Annotated in this window: 17 protein-coding genes and 2 pseudogenes; 15 read left to right on the top strand and 4 right to left on the bottom strand. The window is 59.0% G+C overall.

Going from position 1 to position 15824, the window contains the following annotated elements:
* Positions 1-136: 136 nt before the first annotated feature.
* From ACSKB9_RS16975 to ACSKB9_RS16960, 4 genes and pseudogenes are all read left to right on the top strand, one after another.
* Positions 137-826: pseudogene (locus ACSKB9_RS16975) on the top strand (carbon-nitrogen hydrolase family protein); the annotation flags it as partial.
* 142 nt (positions 827-968) lie between these two features.
* Positions 969-1460: a nitrilase-related carbon-nitrogen hydrolase gene (locus ACSKB9_RS16970; RefSeq protein WP_438080262.1), complete on the top strand. Its 492-nt coding sequence runs from the start codon at positions 969-971 to the stop codon at positions 1458-1460.
* Positions 1447-1854: a hypothetical protein gene (locus tag ACSKB9_RS16965; protein ID WP_438074358.1), complete on the top strand. Its 408-nt coding sequence runs from the start codon at positions 1447-1449 to the stop codon at positions 1852-1854. The genes ACSKB9_RS16970 and ACSKB9_RS16965 overlap by 14 nt, the downstream gene beginning before the upstream one ends.
* Before the next feature lie 451 nt (positions 1855-2305).
* Positions 2306-2722, top strand: coding sequence for a Rieske (2Fe-2S) protein (locus ACSKB9_RS16960; RefSeq protein ID WP_438074356.1), 417 nt, complete (start codon positions 2306-2308; stop codon positions 2720-2722).
* Between the two features lie 10 nt (positions 2723-2732).
* On the opposite strand, the gene ACSKB9_RS16955 is transcribed toward ACSKB9_RS16960, so the two are convergent.
* Both ACSKB9_RS16955 and ACSKB9_RS16950 read right to left on the bottom strand, forming a co-directional pair.
* Entirely contained in the window at positions 2733-3323 is a 591-nt protein-coding gene (locus ACSKB9_RS16955) for a hypothetical protein (protein ID WP_438074354.1), read from the bottom strand.
* A 395-nt stretch (positions 3324-3718) separates the two neighbouring features.
* Positions 3719-5449 (bottom strand): ATP-dependent Clp protease adaptor ClpS, encoded by a 1731-nt coding sequence (locus ACSKB9_RS16950; protein ID WP_438074352.1) that lies wholly within the window; start codon positions 5447-5449, stop codon positions 3719-3721.
* Positions 5450-5722: 273 nt separating this feature from the next.
* On the opposite strand from ACSKB9_RS16950, the gene ACSKB9_RS16945 reads away from it, so the two are divergent.
* The 11 genes and pseudogenes from ACSKB9_RS16945 to ACSKB9_RS16895 all read left to right on the top strand — a co-directional run bounded on the left by ACSKB9_RS16945 (position 5723) and on the right by ACSKB9_RS16895 (position 13619).
* Positions 5723-6043: a HesB/IscA family protein gene (locus tag ACSKB9_RS16945; protein WP_438074350.1), complete on the top strand. Its 321-nt coding sequence runs from the start codon at positions 5723-5725 to the stop codon at positions 6041-6043.
* 315 nt (positions 6044-6358) lie between these two features.
* A pseudogene (nifS, locus tag ACSKB9_RS16940) lies at positions 6359-7551 on the top strand (cysteine desulfurase NifS).
* Positions 7548-7772 (top strand): putative nitrogen fixation protein NifT, encoded by a 225-nt coding sequence (nifT, locus tag ACSKB9_RS16935; RefSeq protein ID WP_411779361.1) that lies wholly within the window; start codon positions 7548-7550, stop codon positions 7770-7772. The pseudogene nifS and the gene nifT overlap by 4 nt, the downstream one beginning before the upstream one ends.
* On the top strand, positions 7769-8632 hold the full coding sequence (locus ACSKB9_RS16930; protein WP_438074348.1) for an SIR2 family NAD-dependent protein deacylase: 864 nt from the start codon (positions 7769-7771) through the stop codon (positions 8630-8632). Before nifT ends, ACSKB9_RS16930 begins: the two co-directional genes overlap by 4 nt.
* A gap of 341 nt (positions 8633-8973) precedes the next feature.
* Entirely contained in the window at positions 8974-10521 is a 1548-nt protein-coding gene (gene nifB, locus ACSKB9_RS16925; protein ID WP_438074346.1) for a nitrogenase cofactor biosynthesis protein NifB, read from the top strand.
* 11 nt (positions 10522-10532) lie between these two features.
* Complete coding sequence (locus ACSKB9_RS16920) at positions 10533-10757, top strand: 4Fe-4S binding protein (RefSeq protein ID WP_074124723.1); 225 nt, start codon at positions 10533-10535, stop codon at positions 10755-10757.
* Positions 10758-11185: 428 nt separating this feature from the next.
* Positions 11186-11509, top strand: a complete 324-nt coding sequence (locus ACSKB9_RS16915; RefSeq protein ID WP_438074344.1) for a nitrogen fixation protein NifZ — start codon at positions 11186-11188, stop codon at positions 11507-11509.
* Positions 11506-11745, top strand: a complete 240-nt coding sequence (locus ACSKB9_RS16910; RefSeq protein ID WP_438074342.1) for a nitrogen fixation protein NifZ — start codon at positions 11506-11508, stop codon at positions 11743-11745. The genes ACSKB9_RS16915 and ACSKB9_RS16910 overlap by 4 nt, the downstream gene beginning before the upstream one ends.
* 14 nt (positions 11746-11759) lie before the next feature.
* On the top strand, positions 11760-12119 hold the full coding sequence (locus ACSKB9_RS16905) for a DUF3024 domain-containing protein (RefSeq protein ID WP_438074340.1): 360 nt from the start codon (positions 11760-11762) through the stop codon (positions 12117-12119).
* Between the two features lie 31 nt (positions 12120-12150).
* Positions 12151-12420 (top strand): DUF6129 family protein, encoded by a 270-nt coding sequence (locus tag ACSKB9_RS16900; RefSeq protein ID WP_438074338.1) that lies wholly within the window; start codon positions 12151-12153, stop codon positions 12418-12420.
* Positions 12421-12461: 41 nt separating this feature from the next.
* Positions 12462-13619, top strand: coding sequence for a DegT/DnrJ/EryC1/StrS family aminotransferase (locus ACSKB9_RS16895; RefSeq protein ID WP_438080260.1), 1158 nt, complete (start codon positions 12462-12464; stop codon positions 13617-13619).
* A gap of 669 nt (positions 13620-14288) precedes the next feature.
* Here ACSKB9_RS16895 and ACSKB9_RS16890 read toward each other — a convergent pair.
* On the bottom strand, positions 14289-15041 hold the full coding sequence (locus ACSKB9_RS16890; protein ID WP_438080258.1) for an OmpW/AlkL family protein: 753 nt from the start codon (positions 15039-15041) through the stop codon (positions 14289-14291).
* A gap of 364 nt (positions 15042-15405) precedes the next feature.
* Positions 15406-15819, bottom strand: a complete 414-nt coding sequence (locus ACSKB9_RS16885) for an ArsC/Spx/MgsR family protein (RefSeq protein ID WP_438074336.1) — start codon at positions 15817-15819, stop codon at positions 15406-15408.
* Between the last annotated feature and the right edge of the window lie 5 nt (positions 15820-15824).

Here is a 15824-nt window from a genome sequence, read left to right as displayed (position 1 = left end):
TCTGTTCGCGCCGCGCCCTCAAGTACGTACCTAAAGACAGCGAGCCAAATTAGGTGGGGGCTGACTTACGTTCTCCGGTACCGGAAGAATACAACATGTAGGCGACCGCCGGTTTAACGGTCGTTGTCGATGCACGATGGAGCGTCGTATGAAATCTTATCAGTATCGCGCCGCCGCCGTGCAGACCCTCGCGGTGCTTGGAAATGTGGAAGCGAATCTCGAGATTTGCGCCCACTACATCAAAATGGCGGCACTTCGGGGGACGCGATTGATCGTGTTTCCCGAGTGCATGAATGTTGGATACCTGTACAACTCGATCCCTCATGCGCGGCAAGTGGCCGAGGCGGCTAATGGACGGTTCGTGAATGCTCTCGCAAAGCTTGCGCGTGAGTATGACATCTATATCGCCAGCGGCATGACGGAGTGGGATCCAACGGCGGAGAAAGTCTTCAACGCAGGCGTCCTTCTCGACAGGAAGGGAGACCTCGTCGTCCACTATCATAAGCAGTTTCTTACGACGCACGATCAGAGCTGGTTCGCATTTGGCGAACGTGGCTTTCCCGTCGCGGAGACCGAACTTGGTCGCATCGGCCTGATGATTTGTTTCGATGGACGCATTCCCGAGATACCACGTTGCACGGCGCTCGGTGGGGCGCAAGTGATTGTGGATATGGCCAACTTCTTCCTGATCGATCAAGCCGACATGTGGCGCCCGGCCCGGGCGTTTGAGAACGGCGTCTGGATTTGTGCGGCCACCAAGTCCGGCCAGGAACGCTCGATCTACTATCCAGGCGGAAGCATGATTGTCGACCCTGCCGGAAATCTCCGGGCGAAGGTTGCCTACGATACTCATGGCATGGCCGTCAGCGACATTGATCCGACCCTTGCCGACAACAAGCGGCACCCGCTCGGTTCGGACAAATTCGCAGATCGCCGTCCTGACACCTATCAGGTTTTGACGTTACCGTATGACGAGACCGCAGTCGCCGAAGTCAGCAAACGACCGATCATTCCTGGCGAGATGGCATTCAACATGGCGGCCGTGCAGAGCCACGTCTCCGAGGCGCATGTCACTTCGCTCAACCGGGTCATTGAGCAGGTCGGCCATGCTGCGCGTTTCGGAATTCAGCTTATGGTGTTGCCGGAATACTTCGCTTCACCGAACTGGCGGGTCGATGCCGCTGAGGCTAAACGTCTGTCTGCTCAAAATGGAGAGCTTCTCGAGAGATTTGGCTCGCTGTGCCAGGCCAACGGGTGCGCGATATTGGTGCCTGAATGTCGAGGAGGTGGATGGTCGTCTTTATCCAACGTCATTTCTTGTCGGCCCCGAAGGCAAGGTGCTGCTCTCCTATCGCAAGGTCCACCTTTTTGCCGACGAACGTTCTTGGGCCTCTGCTGGCTTCGACTATCCAGTCAGCGATACTCCGTTCGGGCGAATCGGAAATCATGATGGGTTATGACGGAATGTTTCCCGAAGCAGCGCGTTGCCTCGGGACCAATGGTGCCGATGTGATCTTGTGGCCGGCCCGACTACAGGATCGTAAGGAGCGTACATTGCTCGCAGTGCCGCGGGCCGTGGATAACCGGTGCGCCCTCATCATGGCCAATCGCGTCGACGCGCCGTTCGGCGGCGGCAGCTTGGTCGTTCCTCCTGCTCAGTTCCCAGTTTGGAATGTCGACGTCGCTACACCGAACTATCCTGACATGCACAAGGTCGTTTTCGACTTCGTGGAGATCAGCAGTGCACGGCAAAAGAACCTTATGGCAAACGTGCACATGTTCGCGAACCGCCGCCCCTGGACATACAGCGCGTTGGTCAACAAGCCGTTTCGGACAAACCTCGATGCTCAATAGAGGGCGTTGATTGCATGAAAGGGCCGTCGCGTACATCCTTGCCATCGAGCCGCCCATTGTTGGTCGGCGACAATACGGATCATTCCTGATTTCCCAACCCTTCCATGAGTTGAAAGACATTCTTGCAGGAGAGAAATGACAGTCACGCGCCTCTGGTTTGCATAACATTGAAGGCCGTATCTGGATGCCGAAGTGCTGATTTAGCTGCTCGTCCAGCACGGACTTGGAAAAGTCGGCAGGCCAAAAGGAAAGCTATTTCAGTAACCGCGGAGATGGGTCTGCGGCGCGCTACAGAGCCGAATGCTCGCGCAGATTCGTCGATCGTTGTCCGTCCCCAATTGGTCGCGGACGTCGCTTGCGGCGCCGTGAGTTGGGTTCCTCAGAAAGGCGGGCGATCCGGTACCGCCATGACTTTTGCAGGCCTGACGCAGGGTGATCAATGAAAGGGCGGATGATTATGAACAAGCAAGAGGTCCAGCCCAATACCGTTTATGCGATTTGCGGCTTCAATGACATTCCAAGCCGCCGCGCCATGGGCTTCCATCTCATGATCGTCGGCGAAGACGGCAAGCACAGGCCGTGGTCCATCATTGTGGTGCGTTGGGGCAAAAAGGTGCTCGGCTATCTCAACAAATGCCCACACAACGACGTCAATCTGGACTGGGAGCGCAACGAATTCCTCGATCCGTCCGCAATCCGGCTGATGTGCGGCAAGCATGGCTCAACCTTCGAGCTTGGCACTGGCCGCTGTGTCGACGGCCCTTGTAAGGGCAGAGAGCTCACGCCGGTCGCGTTGACGGTTCTGGACGGCGATATATGCGTCATCGGCGTGCGACTTGTCGAGGAGGATCGCGCCGGCGAGAGCTGAAGGGGCGCGCTCAGACCGGCCGGTTCTCGTTGCGGTTCTTCGCAGGCGCCATTCTCTTCAGTGCGTCTTCGTAAGAAATCTCATCATAGGACGCATCGAGCTCCTTTGCCGCGTCGAGCAGGTAGTCGAGCTTGCCGCCCGCGTCCAGCTTTTTGATGTCATCCTTGTTGACCCCGACCAGGTCCATCATCTCCTTCCAGACTGTGGATTCATCGCATGGCAGCACGTGGAAGGTGACATTGCCCAGCTTGATTCGGTATTTCGCCAACAGGTCAATGTTGTTGCAGAATATAAAATAGCGACCCTCCGGGCCGAGCACGCCGTCCAGCACGTTTGCGACGTCAGCAAGATAAGCGAGGGAATGCAGATAGCCGGCCAGCACCGGAATAGTGCGTTCCCCTTCCTGGGCGACCGTCAGAACCTGCTCGATCGAATAATCCGGCGGCCGCTTCTCGTCCGCGACCTGCACCTGGAACTTCAGTGCGATATCGCCGCGGAAGCCAAACCGGCCCGGCCTGGTGGTCCCGCCTTTGAGTACGGCGTTGAGCAGGCGCCCCTCCTTCTCCAGGCGGCCGAGCGGGGTGTTCTCGATTGCAGTCATGAAGATCGTCCTCAATCTGAGCTGATTGCCGGACACGTTTTGGCCGGCGAGACCATCAATGCAAAGGTCTTGCCGTTGCAAGCGCAGCGGTTCATCGGGGTATTCCTGGAGAAATGCGCAAGGAGACTGCGGTCGCCGAACAAGCGCGTCAGAAACGCGACGCGCGTTGCCGCATCAGTGCTTCAAAATGTAAGCATTGTCGGACCGCGTGGGCTACGGCGCAAATGAATCTGCATTTTTTGTTCGGTTCGGTCGTAACTCTGGTCGTTTTTAATTGCCACGCTTTGTGGTGTGGTCCGCCAGCGCCCTCCGGGGCACGGGCCCTATCCATTCCTGGCGGCAGCGTTCGGCGTGCTCCTCTTGCGACTTTGCGGACGTACAAATAGGCACTGGCCTTAATGCCGCGCTCTCCTTGACTTTCGAGGGGATTTGATTGCGCCAGTTGCTCCGCTTCGTGCCCCCGCGGCTATCGCCTGGGATCCGCCGAGCAGCTTCGCGTTGAGCCGACCGCTGGCGAACAACATATCATCGAGCGCTTCGTGGACATCGGCTGTGATCACAGAATGCCCGCCGTCACGCGTAATACTTGATTGTGTGACGCGCCGCATCAGCTCCTTGATGAACGAGGCGCTGACCCCTTCGGTACTGCGGACGGCTTCGGCAATGATCTCCCCCTCAAGTGGCAAGCCTCCGCTGTAGAGCCTGATCAGCTTGCCGCGGCTGGCGGCGTCCGGCAGCGGTATTTCGATCGCTTGGTCGATGCGGCCGTGGCAATCGGCCAGGGTGACCTCGAATTGGTCGGGGCGGTTGGTGGTGAGCACGAAGAGGATATCGGCATCCTCCTTCAAGCCGTCTATTTCACTCAGCAGCTTGCTCAGCAAGGACACCTCGCATGCTGTCAAAATGCTGCTGTTGCTGGCGGTCCGATCGACATCGTCGATCACGACCATTGTTGGTTGCAGCAGGCGTGCCAGTGCCATATAGCTGCCGAGCAGCTCGAGCTGTTCGGCGGTGATGATCAGCGTGGTGTATCCCGGCAGGTTAGTGGCGAGATAATGGACCGTGTGGGTCTTGCCAGTGCCGGGCGCGCCATAGAGCAGAATGCCCTTGCGGGTCGACTGGCGGAGCCGGCGGAGTTCATCGCGGGCATCGACGAAGCCCAACACGCTGCGATCGAGCAACTTGAGTGCCCGTTCGGGCAAAATGACGTCCTCGCGTTTGACCTTCGGCAGCCGATGTAGCGTCACACCGCTGATGCCGCCGGCGCGATCCGCACCTTCGTCGAGCGAGATAATCTTGCCACGATATGAGCATGCAGAGCGGATGGTCTTTTCCAGTTCATCAAAGCAGCATTGCACGAAGCTGTCGCCGGTATCGCGCGCAGGAACGATGATTTCAATGCGGATCCGGGTCTCGCGGCCAAATTCGCGATCATGCGAGAGCACGACGGCGTATGGGAATTCGTTCGCTTGGCAAAGCCACAAGCCGTTACGCAAACATTTGGCTGGCGCCAGCTCGCCCGTATCGATCTCATCAAATTGCGGCGGCACCAGTGAAATCGCATCAGATCCACGGCGTTTCATTCGAGCGAATGAAAGCGCCTCGTCCCAATGCCGTTCATACGCGCCGAAGAAGCGGATTGGGTCAGCAAACAGCTTGTCGATCGCGACCTGAACATCGGCGCGCATGTAGGCCGGCAAATGCCGCGCCGTGGTGGCGAGTTCTCCCGGCAAGAAATTTGCAAAGTGCCAGTCCAGCGCATCACAGGCATATTCGAACTGCACATCGGACAGGTCGGCTGTATCCGCCTTGCTAGCGGCTTCACTCGTGATGAGCAAGGGAAATCCTGCGGCGCGAATGCGCTTCTGTGCTTCCTCGAGCAGCGCTTTCGCAACTGAGGGTGGGTAGGGGCCGCAGACGGCCTTGCCCTGCTGCCAGACGAACTCGGCAAGTGCAACAGCATCCCGCTGCTGCTTTCCGAATACCTCGTGCAGCAGGCGCACGACGAAACCGACAGGCGTGTCGTCGTCATTATGTAAAACGAGCTGAATGAATTCAGCGTCTATGCAGACCGGGTCCATCAAAGCCCGCGGTGAGCATTCTGGTTCTTCGGGCATATGTTGCATGCTAGTCGTCCTCGTCGAACGGGTCGCCGGGCGGGGCCGCCGGCACAAGGCGTGATGCAAATTCGTTGCCGCGACGCGCCTCATGCGGGAGCAGCGCAATACATCAGGAATCAGCCGGCTCGTCGCCGCGCCGTCCATGCCCTTTGTCTGGAAGCCGACATGTGATGCAAAGCAAACAGCGCGGTCCGAAAAGGCCAACATTGTCAAAGGCGGGTGTCGCTGGCATGCGAATTGCCATTCGCAAGCTCAGCTCAGTTAAGTGGAGGGTGAGTGATGATCAATCTGACAGACAGCGCGTTGAATGCGGTCAAGAGCGTACTCGGAAAGTCGGCGCAGCCGGCGCGCGGCCTGCGGATCATGGTTGAAACCGGTGGATGTGCCGGGTTCAAATATGCAATGGACCTGGCTGAGCAGGCGAACCCCAACGAGACCGTGATCGAGCGCGACGGTATCAAGGTCTTTGTCGACGACATGAGTCGTGATCATCTCGCCGGCACGACGATCGACTTCGTGGTGAAGCTGGAGGGCTCGGGATTTATCTTCGATAATCCGAATGCCAGCTCGATTTGTTCCTGCGGCAAATCGTTCGGCTGATGACAAGGAACCAAAGCGTGCTTGTCCCGAGCCATTGAAGTACCCGCTGTTTACCGAAAAGGATCGGGAGCAACTCATTCGCGCCGTGATCGAGAAGACCAGGCCCATCTGCGATGCGATGGCACCAATGGCCGCTTCGTCGAGACTGGCCGCGGAAGGAGCATCGTCGAGCCGACTGGCGCCTCCGTGCTCCGCAAGCTGTCCGGTCGGACGTTCGAACGCGTTCAGGCGCGGCTGATCGAAAGGATCAGCAAATTCGTCGGCCTGATCCCACTTGCCGCCGCGGCCAAGGCACGGGTTTAAGCGAGGCCCTGAATGCCGATTTATCTCGATAACAATGCCACCACGCGAGCGGATCCCGCCGTCGTGCAAGCCATGTTGCCGTTCTTGACCGAGCAATTCGGTAATGCCTCATCTGCTCACGCGTTTGGCAGTGAGGTCGCGAAGGCCGTGAAACAGGCGCGCCGCAGCTTGCAGGGATTGTTAGGCAGTGCCTACGATCACGAGATCGTTTTCACCTCCGGGGGAACCGAGGCAAATAACGCTGCCATCCTCTCTGCGCTTGCAACGCAGGACGGGCGCGACGAGATCGTCACGACCTCCGTCGAGCATTCGGCTATTCTTGCCCTGGTCGAGCAATTGGCGACAAAGGGCGTCACGACGCATGTGATCGGCGTGGATTCGCGGGCCGGCTCGACATCGAGGCGTTCCGCAGGGCCCTTGGACCACGCACGGCGATTGCGTCGGTCATGTGGGCCAACAACGAGACCGGCACGATTTTCCCGGTCGAGTTCCTGGCCGGGTTGACGCGCGCGGCGGGCGCCCTGTTTCACACCGATGCGGTGCAGGCCATAGGCAAGCTGGCCATCGACCTGAGTGACAGTGCTATCGACATGATGTCGCTGTCCGCTCACAAGCTGCACGGCCCCAAAGGCGTCGGTGCGCTCTATTTGCGCAAAGACACAAAATTCAGACCGCTGATCTGGGGCGGATCTCAGGAGCGAGGGCGCCGTGCGGGAACTGAGAATATCCCCGGCATCGTCGGTCTCGGCAAAGCTGCAGAACTTGCGGCGGAACGGCTCGAGCCGGAGCGCGCTCGCATTGGTTCCTTGCGCGATCGCCTGGAACAGGCCATCTTGCATAATGGCGGTTGCTCGGTGCTCGGCGATCTCAGTAGCCGGCTGCCGAACACGACAAACGTCGCCTTCGACCATCTCGAGGGCGAAGCCATTGTGCATCATCTCAATCGTGCCGGCATTGCCGCTTCCGTCGCTTCGGCCTGTAGCTCCGGCTCATTGGAGCCATCTCATGTTCTGCGCGCCATGGACGTGCCGGCAAACAGCATGCGCGGGGCGGTGCGATTCTCTCTGTCGCGTGAAACCACGGTCGAAGAGGTCGCTCGGGTCGCGCACGTACTGTCTGGCATCGTGGCTCAGCTGCGCGCCATGTCGCGGGAGTATTCCAGTTCACCCCGCGACGCGTCGCAGTCCAGGGAGTTGACGTCATGAAAATCATGATACGCCGCTCTCCGGACGCGGGTTTGTCGATTTACGTGCCGAAGAAGGATCTCGAAGAGCCGATCGTGGAGTCCGAGTATGAGACGCTTTGGGGCGGTTGGATCAGGATCGCCAATGGCTGGGTACTCGACCTGCCCGAGATGGCAAGCGACACTCCCTTGCCAATCACGATCAACGCCAGGAAGCGCGGCGAAGGCGGCGGCGAGCGATGAAGGCGCCTCCGCGCATCGATTTTGCCAGTGCAGCCGATACGGAGGCGATTCTCACTGAACTCGCGGCCAGACTGAGTGCGGGCAGCGTTATTCCCTACCTCGGACCTGGCCTTGCCGAATTGTCCCGGCCGGATGTGCCGACGACGCCTGAGACATTGGCCGCCTTCTTTGCCACCAAGGTTGCACTGCCGCGACGGGCCAAGGGCAATGCGTGGGCGTCGGCGCAGTATATCGAGAGTAACAAACATCGTCTCACCCTGACGAGGTTAATGGCTCAGGCCTTTGCTGTACCGGTCGAGCCGACGGCGCTGCATCATCATCTTGCGTCTCTATCGCCACCGATGATCGTCGACACCTGGTACGATAGTGCTATGCGTGCGGCGCTCGGCGAGCGCGATGGATGGGGCGAGGTGCAGGGTGTCAGCCGCGCCGGCCTCTATACTGACCACTTTTATCGCTTCTATGATTCGGCAGGCCAAGAGGTCAACGGCGCCGCGGCTCGCAATTGGGCGACGGTGCTGTACAAGCCGCATGGCAGCGTAGAACCGGCAAAGAACTTTTTGATCTCTGATGCCGATTATGTCGAGGTGCTGACGGAAATCGACATCCAAACGCCGATTCCCGACATTATCAAGGAAAGACGGACCCGGCGGAGCTTTTTGTTCATCGGCTGTCGCTTCAATGACCAACTGCTGCGCACCTATGCGCGGCAGATCACTAAGCGCTCGTCCGAGGTCCATTACGTGATTGTCGATCCGCAAGTGCTTTCGCGAAACGAACTATGCTTTCTCGTCGAGCAAGGCTTGATGCCGCTCGCAATTGAGCTCCCGCGCGCGGTGGAGCTATTGCTCGCCAACTAGTGGCGCTGCCAAATTCAAGCGGACGGCGCCGACTGGTTAGTGAGCAAAGATGGTCAGCAAATGCGGCCGCGGGTGAGAGTGGTTTCTGCGCGCCGTCAGGCCGTGAATGAATAGGTGCGCGTCAATGGCATCTCTCGCGGCCAGTGATATGTGTCGCTTTTCCTACATGTGGCAACTTCATTGCGTACCCGCAACAATGCGGATCGCGTGCGCCAAGCCATTGGCGCTGTTCAGAAATGGCATCGTCCGCCGCGATGGCACGGAGGTTGCTAACTCCTTTCCTTGTGGTTCGCTCAGGGCTCGTCCTGAGAAGCTTATTTGTCGTACAGGGAGAACTGATTATGGACGTGGTCGCGGGGTGCGGCAGACGTAGCGGAATTGCGGAATATATCGGTGAGATCGCCGAGCATAAGGGTTGCCGCACCTCGCATGGCGGCACCAGCACGAACTGCGGATCGCAGGCGGGCCAAGGTGATCTACCGCAGACAATCTGGGAAAAGGTGAAGAACCATCCCTGCTACAGCGAGGAGGCGCATCATCACTACGCGCGCATGCATGTCGCCGTGGCGCCGGCCTGCAACGTCCAGTGCAATTACTGCAACCGCAAATACGACTGTGCCAATGAATCGCGTCCGGGCGTGGTGAGCGAGAAGCTCACTCCCGAACAGGCCGTGAGGAAAGTGCTTGCGGTCGCCACCAGCATTCCGCAGCTGACCGTGCTCGGAATCGCCAGCCCAGGCGATCCCCTGGCCAACCCGGAAAAGACCTTCAAGACGTTCGAACTGGTCGCCAAGGCGGCGCCGGACCTCAAGCTCTGTCTATCGACCAACGGACTGGCACTTCCAGACTACGTCGATAGCATCGCTCGCGCCAATGTCGATCATGTCACCATCACCATTAATACGATCGATCCCGAAATCGGCGCCAAGATCTATCCGTGGATATTCTTCAACCACAAGCGGCACATCGGAATCGAAGCCGCCAGCATACTCATTGATCGCCAGTTGCAAGGCCTTCAGATGCTCACAGAGCGGGGCATCCTGTGCAAGGTCAATTCGGTGATGATTCCTGAAATCAACGACCTGCACCTGGTCGAGGTCAACAAAGCGGTGAAGTCACGGGGGGCCTTCCTGCACAACATCATGCCGCTGATCTCCGCGTCCGAGCATGGCACGGTATTCGGCCTGAGCGGTCAGCGGGGTCCGACGGCGCAGGAATTGAAAGCGCTGCAAGATGCTTGTGAAGGCGAGACGAGGGTGATGCGGCATTGCCGCCAGTGTCGCGCCGACGCGGTCGGCCTGCTTGGAGAGGATCGCCGCGCGGACTTCACTACCGAAAGGATCATGGCCATGGACGTCAATTATGACGCTGAAATGCGCCGGGCCTATCAGGCCAAGGTCGAGGATGAGCGCGCGGCCAAGATCGCGGCCAGGCGGGAGGAGCTTGCGGAACTCGCTGGCCAGAAGAGCGAGATCACGCTTCTGGTTGCGGTCGCGACCAAGGGCTCGGGCCTGATCAATGAGCACTTTGGCCATGCCAAGGAGTTCCAAGTCTACGAACTCTCGACCTTCGGCGCAAAATTCGTCGGCCACCGCAGAGCCGAGGTCTACTGCCAGGGCGGACACGGCGAGGAGGACAGGCTTTCAAACATCATCGGCGCCATCAAGGATTGCCATGCTGTGTTCGTCGCCAAGATCGGCGACTGCCCGAAGAAAAATCTGCTTAAGGCCGGCATCGAGCCGGTCGACCGATACGCGCATGAGTTCATCGAGAAGTCGGCGATTGCCTGGTTCCGCTGCTATCTCAACAAGCTGCAAAGCGGTGAGATCTTGCACGTCAAGCGCGATGATGCGGCAATCTGCCGGAAAGCACTGACCTCGGCGGCGTGAGGAGATAGCGAATGCCGTTCAAGATCATCGCTTCGCAATGTACGGGCTGCTCAGCCTGCGAGCCCTTATGTCCGAATGTTGCAATCTCTGAGAAGGGCGGGACGTTTTCGATCGATCCGAAAAAATGTACCGAATGCGTCGGCTATTTCGACGAGCCGCAATGTGTTGCGGTTTGTCCGGTCGACGACACCTGCGTCGTCGACACCTCTTGGCCGCGCCGCCAGGCGTCGGCCTAAATGGGAGAGCCCCATGAACGTCCCGTTTGGATCTGGCGCCGAAAAGCTTACGAGTTGGCTGCTGCGCCTCGCTGGCACCCAAATTCCAAATTTCGTTCGCCGTCATAGAAGGCGCTCGCTCCGGATTGTTCGCCGATATCGATGTTACGCAGGTACCCCAAGCCCGGCGAGCAAGTCGCCGAGCGCAATGGCCGAACGTTACTTCTCAATGCTGAACGCTGCTTGCTGCGCGGCGGTGTCCCCATGGATTTGGCCGGCGCTGCTCCCCGTAATCGACCTGCCTTTCCCTGAACCAGGCATTGCGTCCGACAATCGCACAAGTCGCCCATTAGAAAAGGAAAGCTGCCGATGAAGCTCGCGCAGCGGGCAATCGCTTGGCTTGCGCTCGCCTGGCAGCTCGTCCTTAGAAGTCCGCAAGGGATGGCTGCATGAGCAACATCGTCCGCGACGGTGACGTGGTCGAGCTAAGCGGGCCTCCTTGCTTCAGCTTTGGTGAAAAGGTGCGCGCCAACCGCTCGATCCGCAATGATGGTACCTATCCCGGCAAGGAGATCGGCGAGATCCTGGTCAGAAAAGGCGAGGTTGGCTACGTCGTCTCGATCGGCACCTTCCTGCAGCAATTCTATATCTACGGCGTAGCATTTCTGGAAAGCGGCTATCGCGTCGGCATGAAGCGCAAGGAACTCGATACGCTTGACCCAGGCGAAGAAGTTGATGATCCGCCGTTTCCGGAGGAAGAGGCCGTGTCATGATTGAGCCGGGCGTTCCGAACTATCGATCAGGCCAGCGCATCAAAACCGCGGTCGACGTCATCAATGACAACTCGTTTCCCACCGTTCCGCCAGGTGGGGTCCTAGTCCGCGCCGGACGGATCGGGGAGATCATCCGGGTCCGCATGCATACGGAAGCGAACGTGCCGATCTACCTCGTGGATTTTGGTGAGCAGCTGATTATCGGCTGTTTTGAGGACGAAATCAAAGCGCTTTGAAGGAGGCGTTGGCGATGAATGCCGCGGTAATGAGGAAGGTAGTGACCGGGCCGATTCCACACCCGAACGAGCTCGATCGCAAGCGGATCGAGCGCGCCCTGAGCTCGCGCACGCGCTATCATTTTGTCTCGCCGAATGTGACGCCGGTAAGAGGGGGTTATCTCATCGAGAGTCCCTGCTGCTCGGGCAATATCGATAGGGACGGTGGCCTGATCGATGTCGCGCTGATCCTTTACGATGTCGCGAGCGGGGCTTGGAAGACTTTCTTCAAAAATCATGCGCAGGGAATCTGGGAATTTTACAGCATTTACCACCGGCTGTCCTCAGCACTCGACGAATTGAACGCGGATCCTGAGCGGCTGTTCTGGCAATGATGCCCGTTTCGGACCTGTTATAGGAGCCATAATGGCGCTCGGCCCCGACGAACTGATCGAAATCGAACGGCTAATTGCGGCGGCTGAGGCCGATACAGGCCCGGTCGTTGAACTGCGGCGCCGCTTTCCGCAGCTCGCCTGCGTACGCTGTGATGCGTCCGACGTGACGGAGCAGCCGTTCCGCCGTTTTCCGAGTTTTGACCTGCATCTGGTCGATGGATCCGACCACTGCATGCAGATTACGGCCGACCCGGCGCGGGCAATCGGCATAGTGCTGGCTAAAAGGAATGCTGGGCAGTGACGGGCGTTGGACGAGCAAGGGATCACGACGCCGCCACCAGCCTGGAGGAGGCGGATCAATCCTTCATCTCGCTCTCCGACCCCGATATCACCTTCGCGGAACTCTCTGCGGTGGAAACGCTTTTGTGTTCGCCGCGAATTTCCAATGGGCCGGTCACCGAGGCATTCGAGCAGGCTTTCGCCAGCTATCTTGGCCGCAAATATGCCGTTGCCGTCCCGAGCGGCACGCTGGGGCTTCTGCTTGCCTTGAAGGCGCTGGGGATCGAGCCCGGACAGGAGGTGATCGCATCGTCCTATTCGATGCGTGAAACAGTCCACGCCATCCGTCTTGCGGGTGCACGGACGGTATTTGCCGACGTCGACTATTGGTCCGGCGCCTTGGCTCCGGCGAAGGTGGAAGAGCGTATCACCTCCAGCACAGGAGCGATTATCGCCGGAAATCCCAACGGCCACCCGGCGCCATGGTCGGAACTGCGCGCGATCGCACAGCGCCATCAGCTGCCGCTCTTGGAGGATTCCACCGAGGCGATCGGATCGAGATACAAGGGCGAACTCGTCGGCCGCTTTGGCGATATCGCGGTGTTCGACTTTGCCCAGCCGCTGGCCTTAAGTTGTGGCGAAGGCGGCATGGTGGTGAGCGACGATATCGAGGTGGTCGTTGGCTTGCGTCGGCATCGCGCGCACCGGCTGGATGAGCGCTCGTCCGTTGTCGTCGGCAGCGCAGCACCTTACCAAGCCGGCATGAGCGATCTCACGGCAGCGTTGGGACTTGCGCAGCTAAAGCGCCTCGATGACATCCTGGAGCGACGCCGGCTGATCGAGCAGCTGTACAATGGGCATATGCAATCATTTGAGGGCATCAAGCCGCCCTATATCGGCCCCGATGTGACCGAGGTGAACTGGTTCCTCTATCTCGTCCATCTCGGGACCCGCTTCACGCGATCCAGCCGTGACGCCATTGTCGATGATCTGCGCGTCGAGCAGATCGAAGCCGCCGCTTATTGTCATCCATTGCATTTGCAGCGCCACTATTTTGATCTCGGCTATCGGCGTGGCGAATTCTTGGTCACGGAGAAGATCGCCGATCGCGCCGTGGCGCTGCCGTTTCACGCCCATCTCACGAGCAGCCAGATCGAGTTCATCGTGGAGACGATAAAGGATGCGTCGATCAACGTTGGCGCTGGTGCCGCGATCTATTGAACATTCAGCGTCCCATGCACCCAAAGGGAAGATTGAATGGCCATAGTGACTGCCTGCTGTTGCGCAAGACGATTGCGGTCACCAGGTGGCACATCGCTTGTGGCGGTGCTGTGGCGAGAAGAGCACTGTTTTGAACGCGAGGACAGACCCTAAAAAGCGTCTGCCTGCTATTCGTCTTGGGAAGCCGCAAACGACTATCGTAAGTCGCCAGCGGAGAAAATCAAACGCGCGACCAGGGTAGACGGCCGCGCCTCGTCGCGGCTTGACGGCAAAAGCTCCTCGGCCTCGGGCGCGGATCCTGCAACTAAAAAAAGGGAAACTGAATGAACTCGCCAGCAGGTCATCATCCACGTCCGCTTCGCTCCTAACGGGACCGTGGTCCAGATCAGCGGGCGGCCGGCGAAGCTCACGCCGCACCAGTGGTTTGATGTCCTCAATGCGCGTGCCGGCCATGCCTATCGTCCGCTGGCCGGTGGCCGTGGCGTATTTCGGCTGACTCGGGCAGCGGTTAATGCCTTCAGGCAGGAGGCGGTGACGGCACGATAGTCAAGGGATGCGGCCGGGCCCGGCTCCCGGCACTGGGTGTGATGACCTTTACCCGAGGTGTCACCTCGCTCGACCCCTCGCCTTGGCAAGCCGGCCTTTACACTTTCGGGGCGTGCTCGTTCGTCAGAACTTATACGTGACGCCGCCGCTGACCAGCCATGGGTCGATATTGGCGCGACCCGTGACGGGGATCGCGCCGTTTGCGGTCGCCGAATAATCCGGCCGCAGCCACAGCTTCTTCACGTCAAAGTTCAGGCCCCAATGACGATCGAGCATGTAGTCGAAGCCGAATTGAACCGCGGGGCTAACTGTGTTGTTGACATGCAAATCCGTCACCACCAGGCCGGTAAACGGCGTCTTGGCCGCGGATTGGTGGAAGAACGCGGTGTAGTTGATGCCGACGCCGATATATGGCTTGAACGGGCCGAAGTCGGTGAAGTGGTATTGAAAGGTCAGCGTCGGCGGCAACAGCGAGGTTTTGCCGATATCAAGCCCACTCAGCGTCCCAGTGCCGCTGATCTGATGTCTGGTCACGGCGAGAATGAGTTCAGCGGAGATATTGGGAGTGAAAAAATAGGTGATGTCGAGCTCCGGTACGACCCGATCGCTGATCGAGAGGCCGGAATTCGGTGATGACAGAGGCGGTACGGCGCCGACATTGACCGAGCTGCCTTCGGAATCCGGCAATACGCCGAGCACGCGCAGGCGGATCATCCAGGGACTGAAGGGTTCGACCAGTGGAGGTCTAGCGTAGACCCGCGCCGGTGCGAGGTCCGCAGCCTGTACCGACGTCATGGCAGCTCCGTCGAACATTGCCGCAAGCACGAGCAGGGATGCGTTCATCAGAATTGTTCTTGCTCTCATCAAAGTCTCCATTCCAAAGTTCGCGTGGATAGTCACGCGAACCCTCTGTCACATGATTGGGATGGCGATGGATTTGATGCGGATCAAATCGGGTTGGTCATCGACGTAATTAAGTCGCTAAGTCACATCGGTAATGCGCGGTTGAAGTTTCTCAAGATTGCATCGCTCCTGCCATGTCCTGCCACATGCGCGGAAAGTGCGCTTTTGCGCGACGGAAAGAGCCCACTCCGAGCGACCTCTAAGACCTGGAGCGGTTGATAGACCTCTCATCTTCCAAGCTTCTCAGCGCGAGCGTTGTTCGTCGCGCGCGCCAGAAAAGAACGAAGACAGGGAGCGTCGTCTTGTCTCTCAGCATGGCCGGAGCTTGTGCAACCTCTCACTCGGACGAACAGGCCATCACCGTTCCCTCGCGCGAGCATCCGACGAGATCATCTTGTGCGATCCGACCAAGGAGCGACATCGCGAGCTCACGATCAAATCCCGCGCATCTTGCGCCGTCGGCGTCGATCAGGGGGCGTCGGATCAAAAGTGGATCGCCGAGCATCAGCGCAAGTGCGCCCGCCGCATCGATCGCGCCGGGATTGACTTCGCCCGACCTGACGCGTGGCGCGGAGGGGTTGAACCAGGACACGACAGGTGTATGTCCGAAGAACGAGCGCAGTTCGTCCGTGCGCCACGGCTCTTTCAAGATGTCCTTGGCAATCACGTGATGTCCCGCGGCCGTCAGTGCGTTGATTTGCCGGGCGTTGGTGGCGCAACCGGGCTTTTGATAGAAGATGATCGTTGCCATGGTGC

Source organism: Bradyrhizobium sp. BR 1433 (assembly GCF_051547665.1).
GTDB classification, from domain to species: Bacteria; Pseudomonadota; Alphaproteobacteria; order Rhizobiales; family Xanthobacteraceae; genus Bradyrhizobium; species Bradyrhizobium australafricanum.
The sequence above is the reverse complement of the archived record's forward strand: the minus strand, read 5'-3'. Positions and strand labels throughout refer to the sequence as shown.

What these genes read in the sequence shown, in the direction of transcription:
- ACSKB9_RS16970 (WP_438080262.1), top strand. Translation starts at nt 969, where the DNA reads ATGACGAGACCGCAGTCGCCGAAGTCAGCAAACGACCGATCATTCCTG.
- ACSKB9_RS16965 (WP_438074358.1), top strand. Translation starts at nt 1,447, where the DNA reads ATGATGGGTTATGACGGAATGTTTCCCGAAGCAGCGCGTTGCCTCGGG.
- ACSKB9_RS16960 (WP_438074356.1), top strand. Translation starts at nt 2,306, where the DNA reads ATGATTATGAACAAGCAAGAGGTCCAGCCCAATACCGTTTATGCGATT.
- ACSKB9_RS16955 (WP_438074354.1), bottom strand. Translation starts at nt 3,323, where the DNA reads ATGACTGCAATCGAGAACACCCCGCTCGGCCGCCTGGAGAAGGAGGGG.
- ACSKB9_RS16950 (WP_438074352.1), bottom strand. Translation starts at nt 5,449, where the DNA reads ATGCAACATATGCCCGAAGAACCAGAATGCTCACCGCGGGCTTTGATG.
- ACSKB9_RS16945 (WP_438074350.1), top strand. Translation starts at nt 5,723, where the DNA reads ATGATCAATCTGACAGACAGCGCGTTGAATGCGGTCAAGAGCGTACTC.
- nifT (WP_411779361.1), top strand. Translation starts at nt 7,548, where the DNA reads ATGAAAATCATGATACGCCGCTCTCCGGACGCGGGTTTGTCGATTTAC.
- ACSKB9_RS16930 (WP_438074348.1), top strand. Translation starts at nt 7,769, where the DNA reads ATGAAGGCGCCTCCGCGCATCGATTTTGCCAGTGCAGCCGATACGGAG.
- nifB (WP_438074346.1), top strand. Translation starts at nt 8,974, where the DNA reads ATGGACGTGGTCGCGGGGTGCGGCAGACGTAGCGGAATTGCGGAATAT.
- ACSKB9_RS16920 (WP_074124723.1), top strand. Translation starts at nt 10,533, where the DNA reads ATGCCGTTCAAGATCATCGCTTCGCAATGTACGGGCTGCTCAGCCTGC.
- ACSKB9_RS16915 (WP_438074344.1), top strand. Translation starts at nt 11,186, where the DNA reads ATGAGCAACATCGTCCGCGACGGTGACGTGGTCGAGCTAAGCGGGCCT.
- ACSKB9_RS16910 (WP_438074342.1), top strand. Translation starts at nt 11,506, where the DNA reads ATGATTGAGCCGGGCGTTCCGAACTATCGATCAGGCCAGCGCATCAAA.
- ACSKB9_RS16905 (WP_438074340.1), top strand. Translation starts at nt 11,760, where the DNA reads ATGAATGCCGCGGTAATGAGGAAGGTAGTGACCGGGCCGATTCCACAC.
- ACSKB9_RS16900 (WP_438074338.1), top strand. Translation starts at nt 12,151, where the DNA reads ATGGCGCTCGGCCCCGACGAACTGATCGAAATCGAACGGCTAATTGCG.
- ACSKB9_RS16890 (WP_438080258.1), bottom strand. Translation starts at nt 15,041, where the DNA reads ATGGAGACTTTGATGAGAGCAAGAACAATTCTGATGAACGCATCCCTG.
- ACSKB9_RS16885 (WP_438074336.1), bottom strand. Translation starts at nt 15,819, where the DNA reads ATGGCAACGATCATCTTCTATCAAAAGCCCGGTTGCGCCACCAACGCC.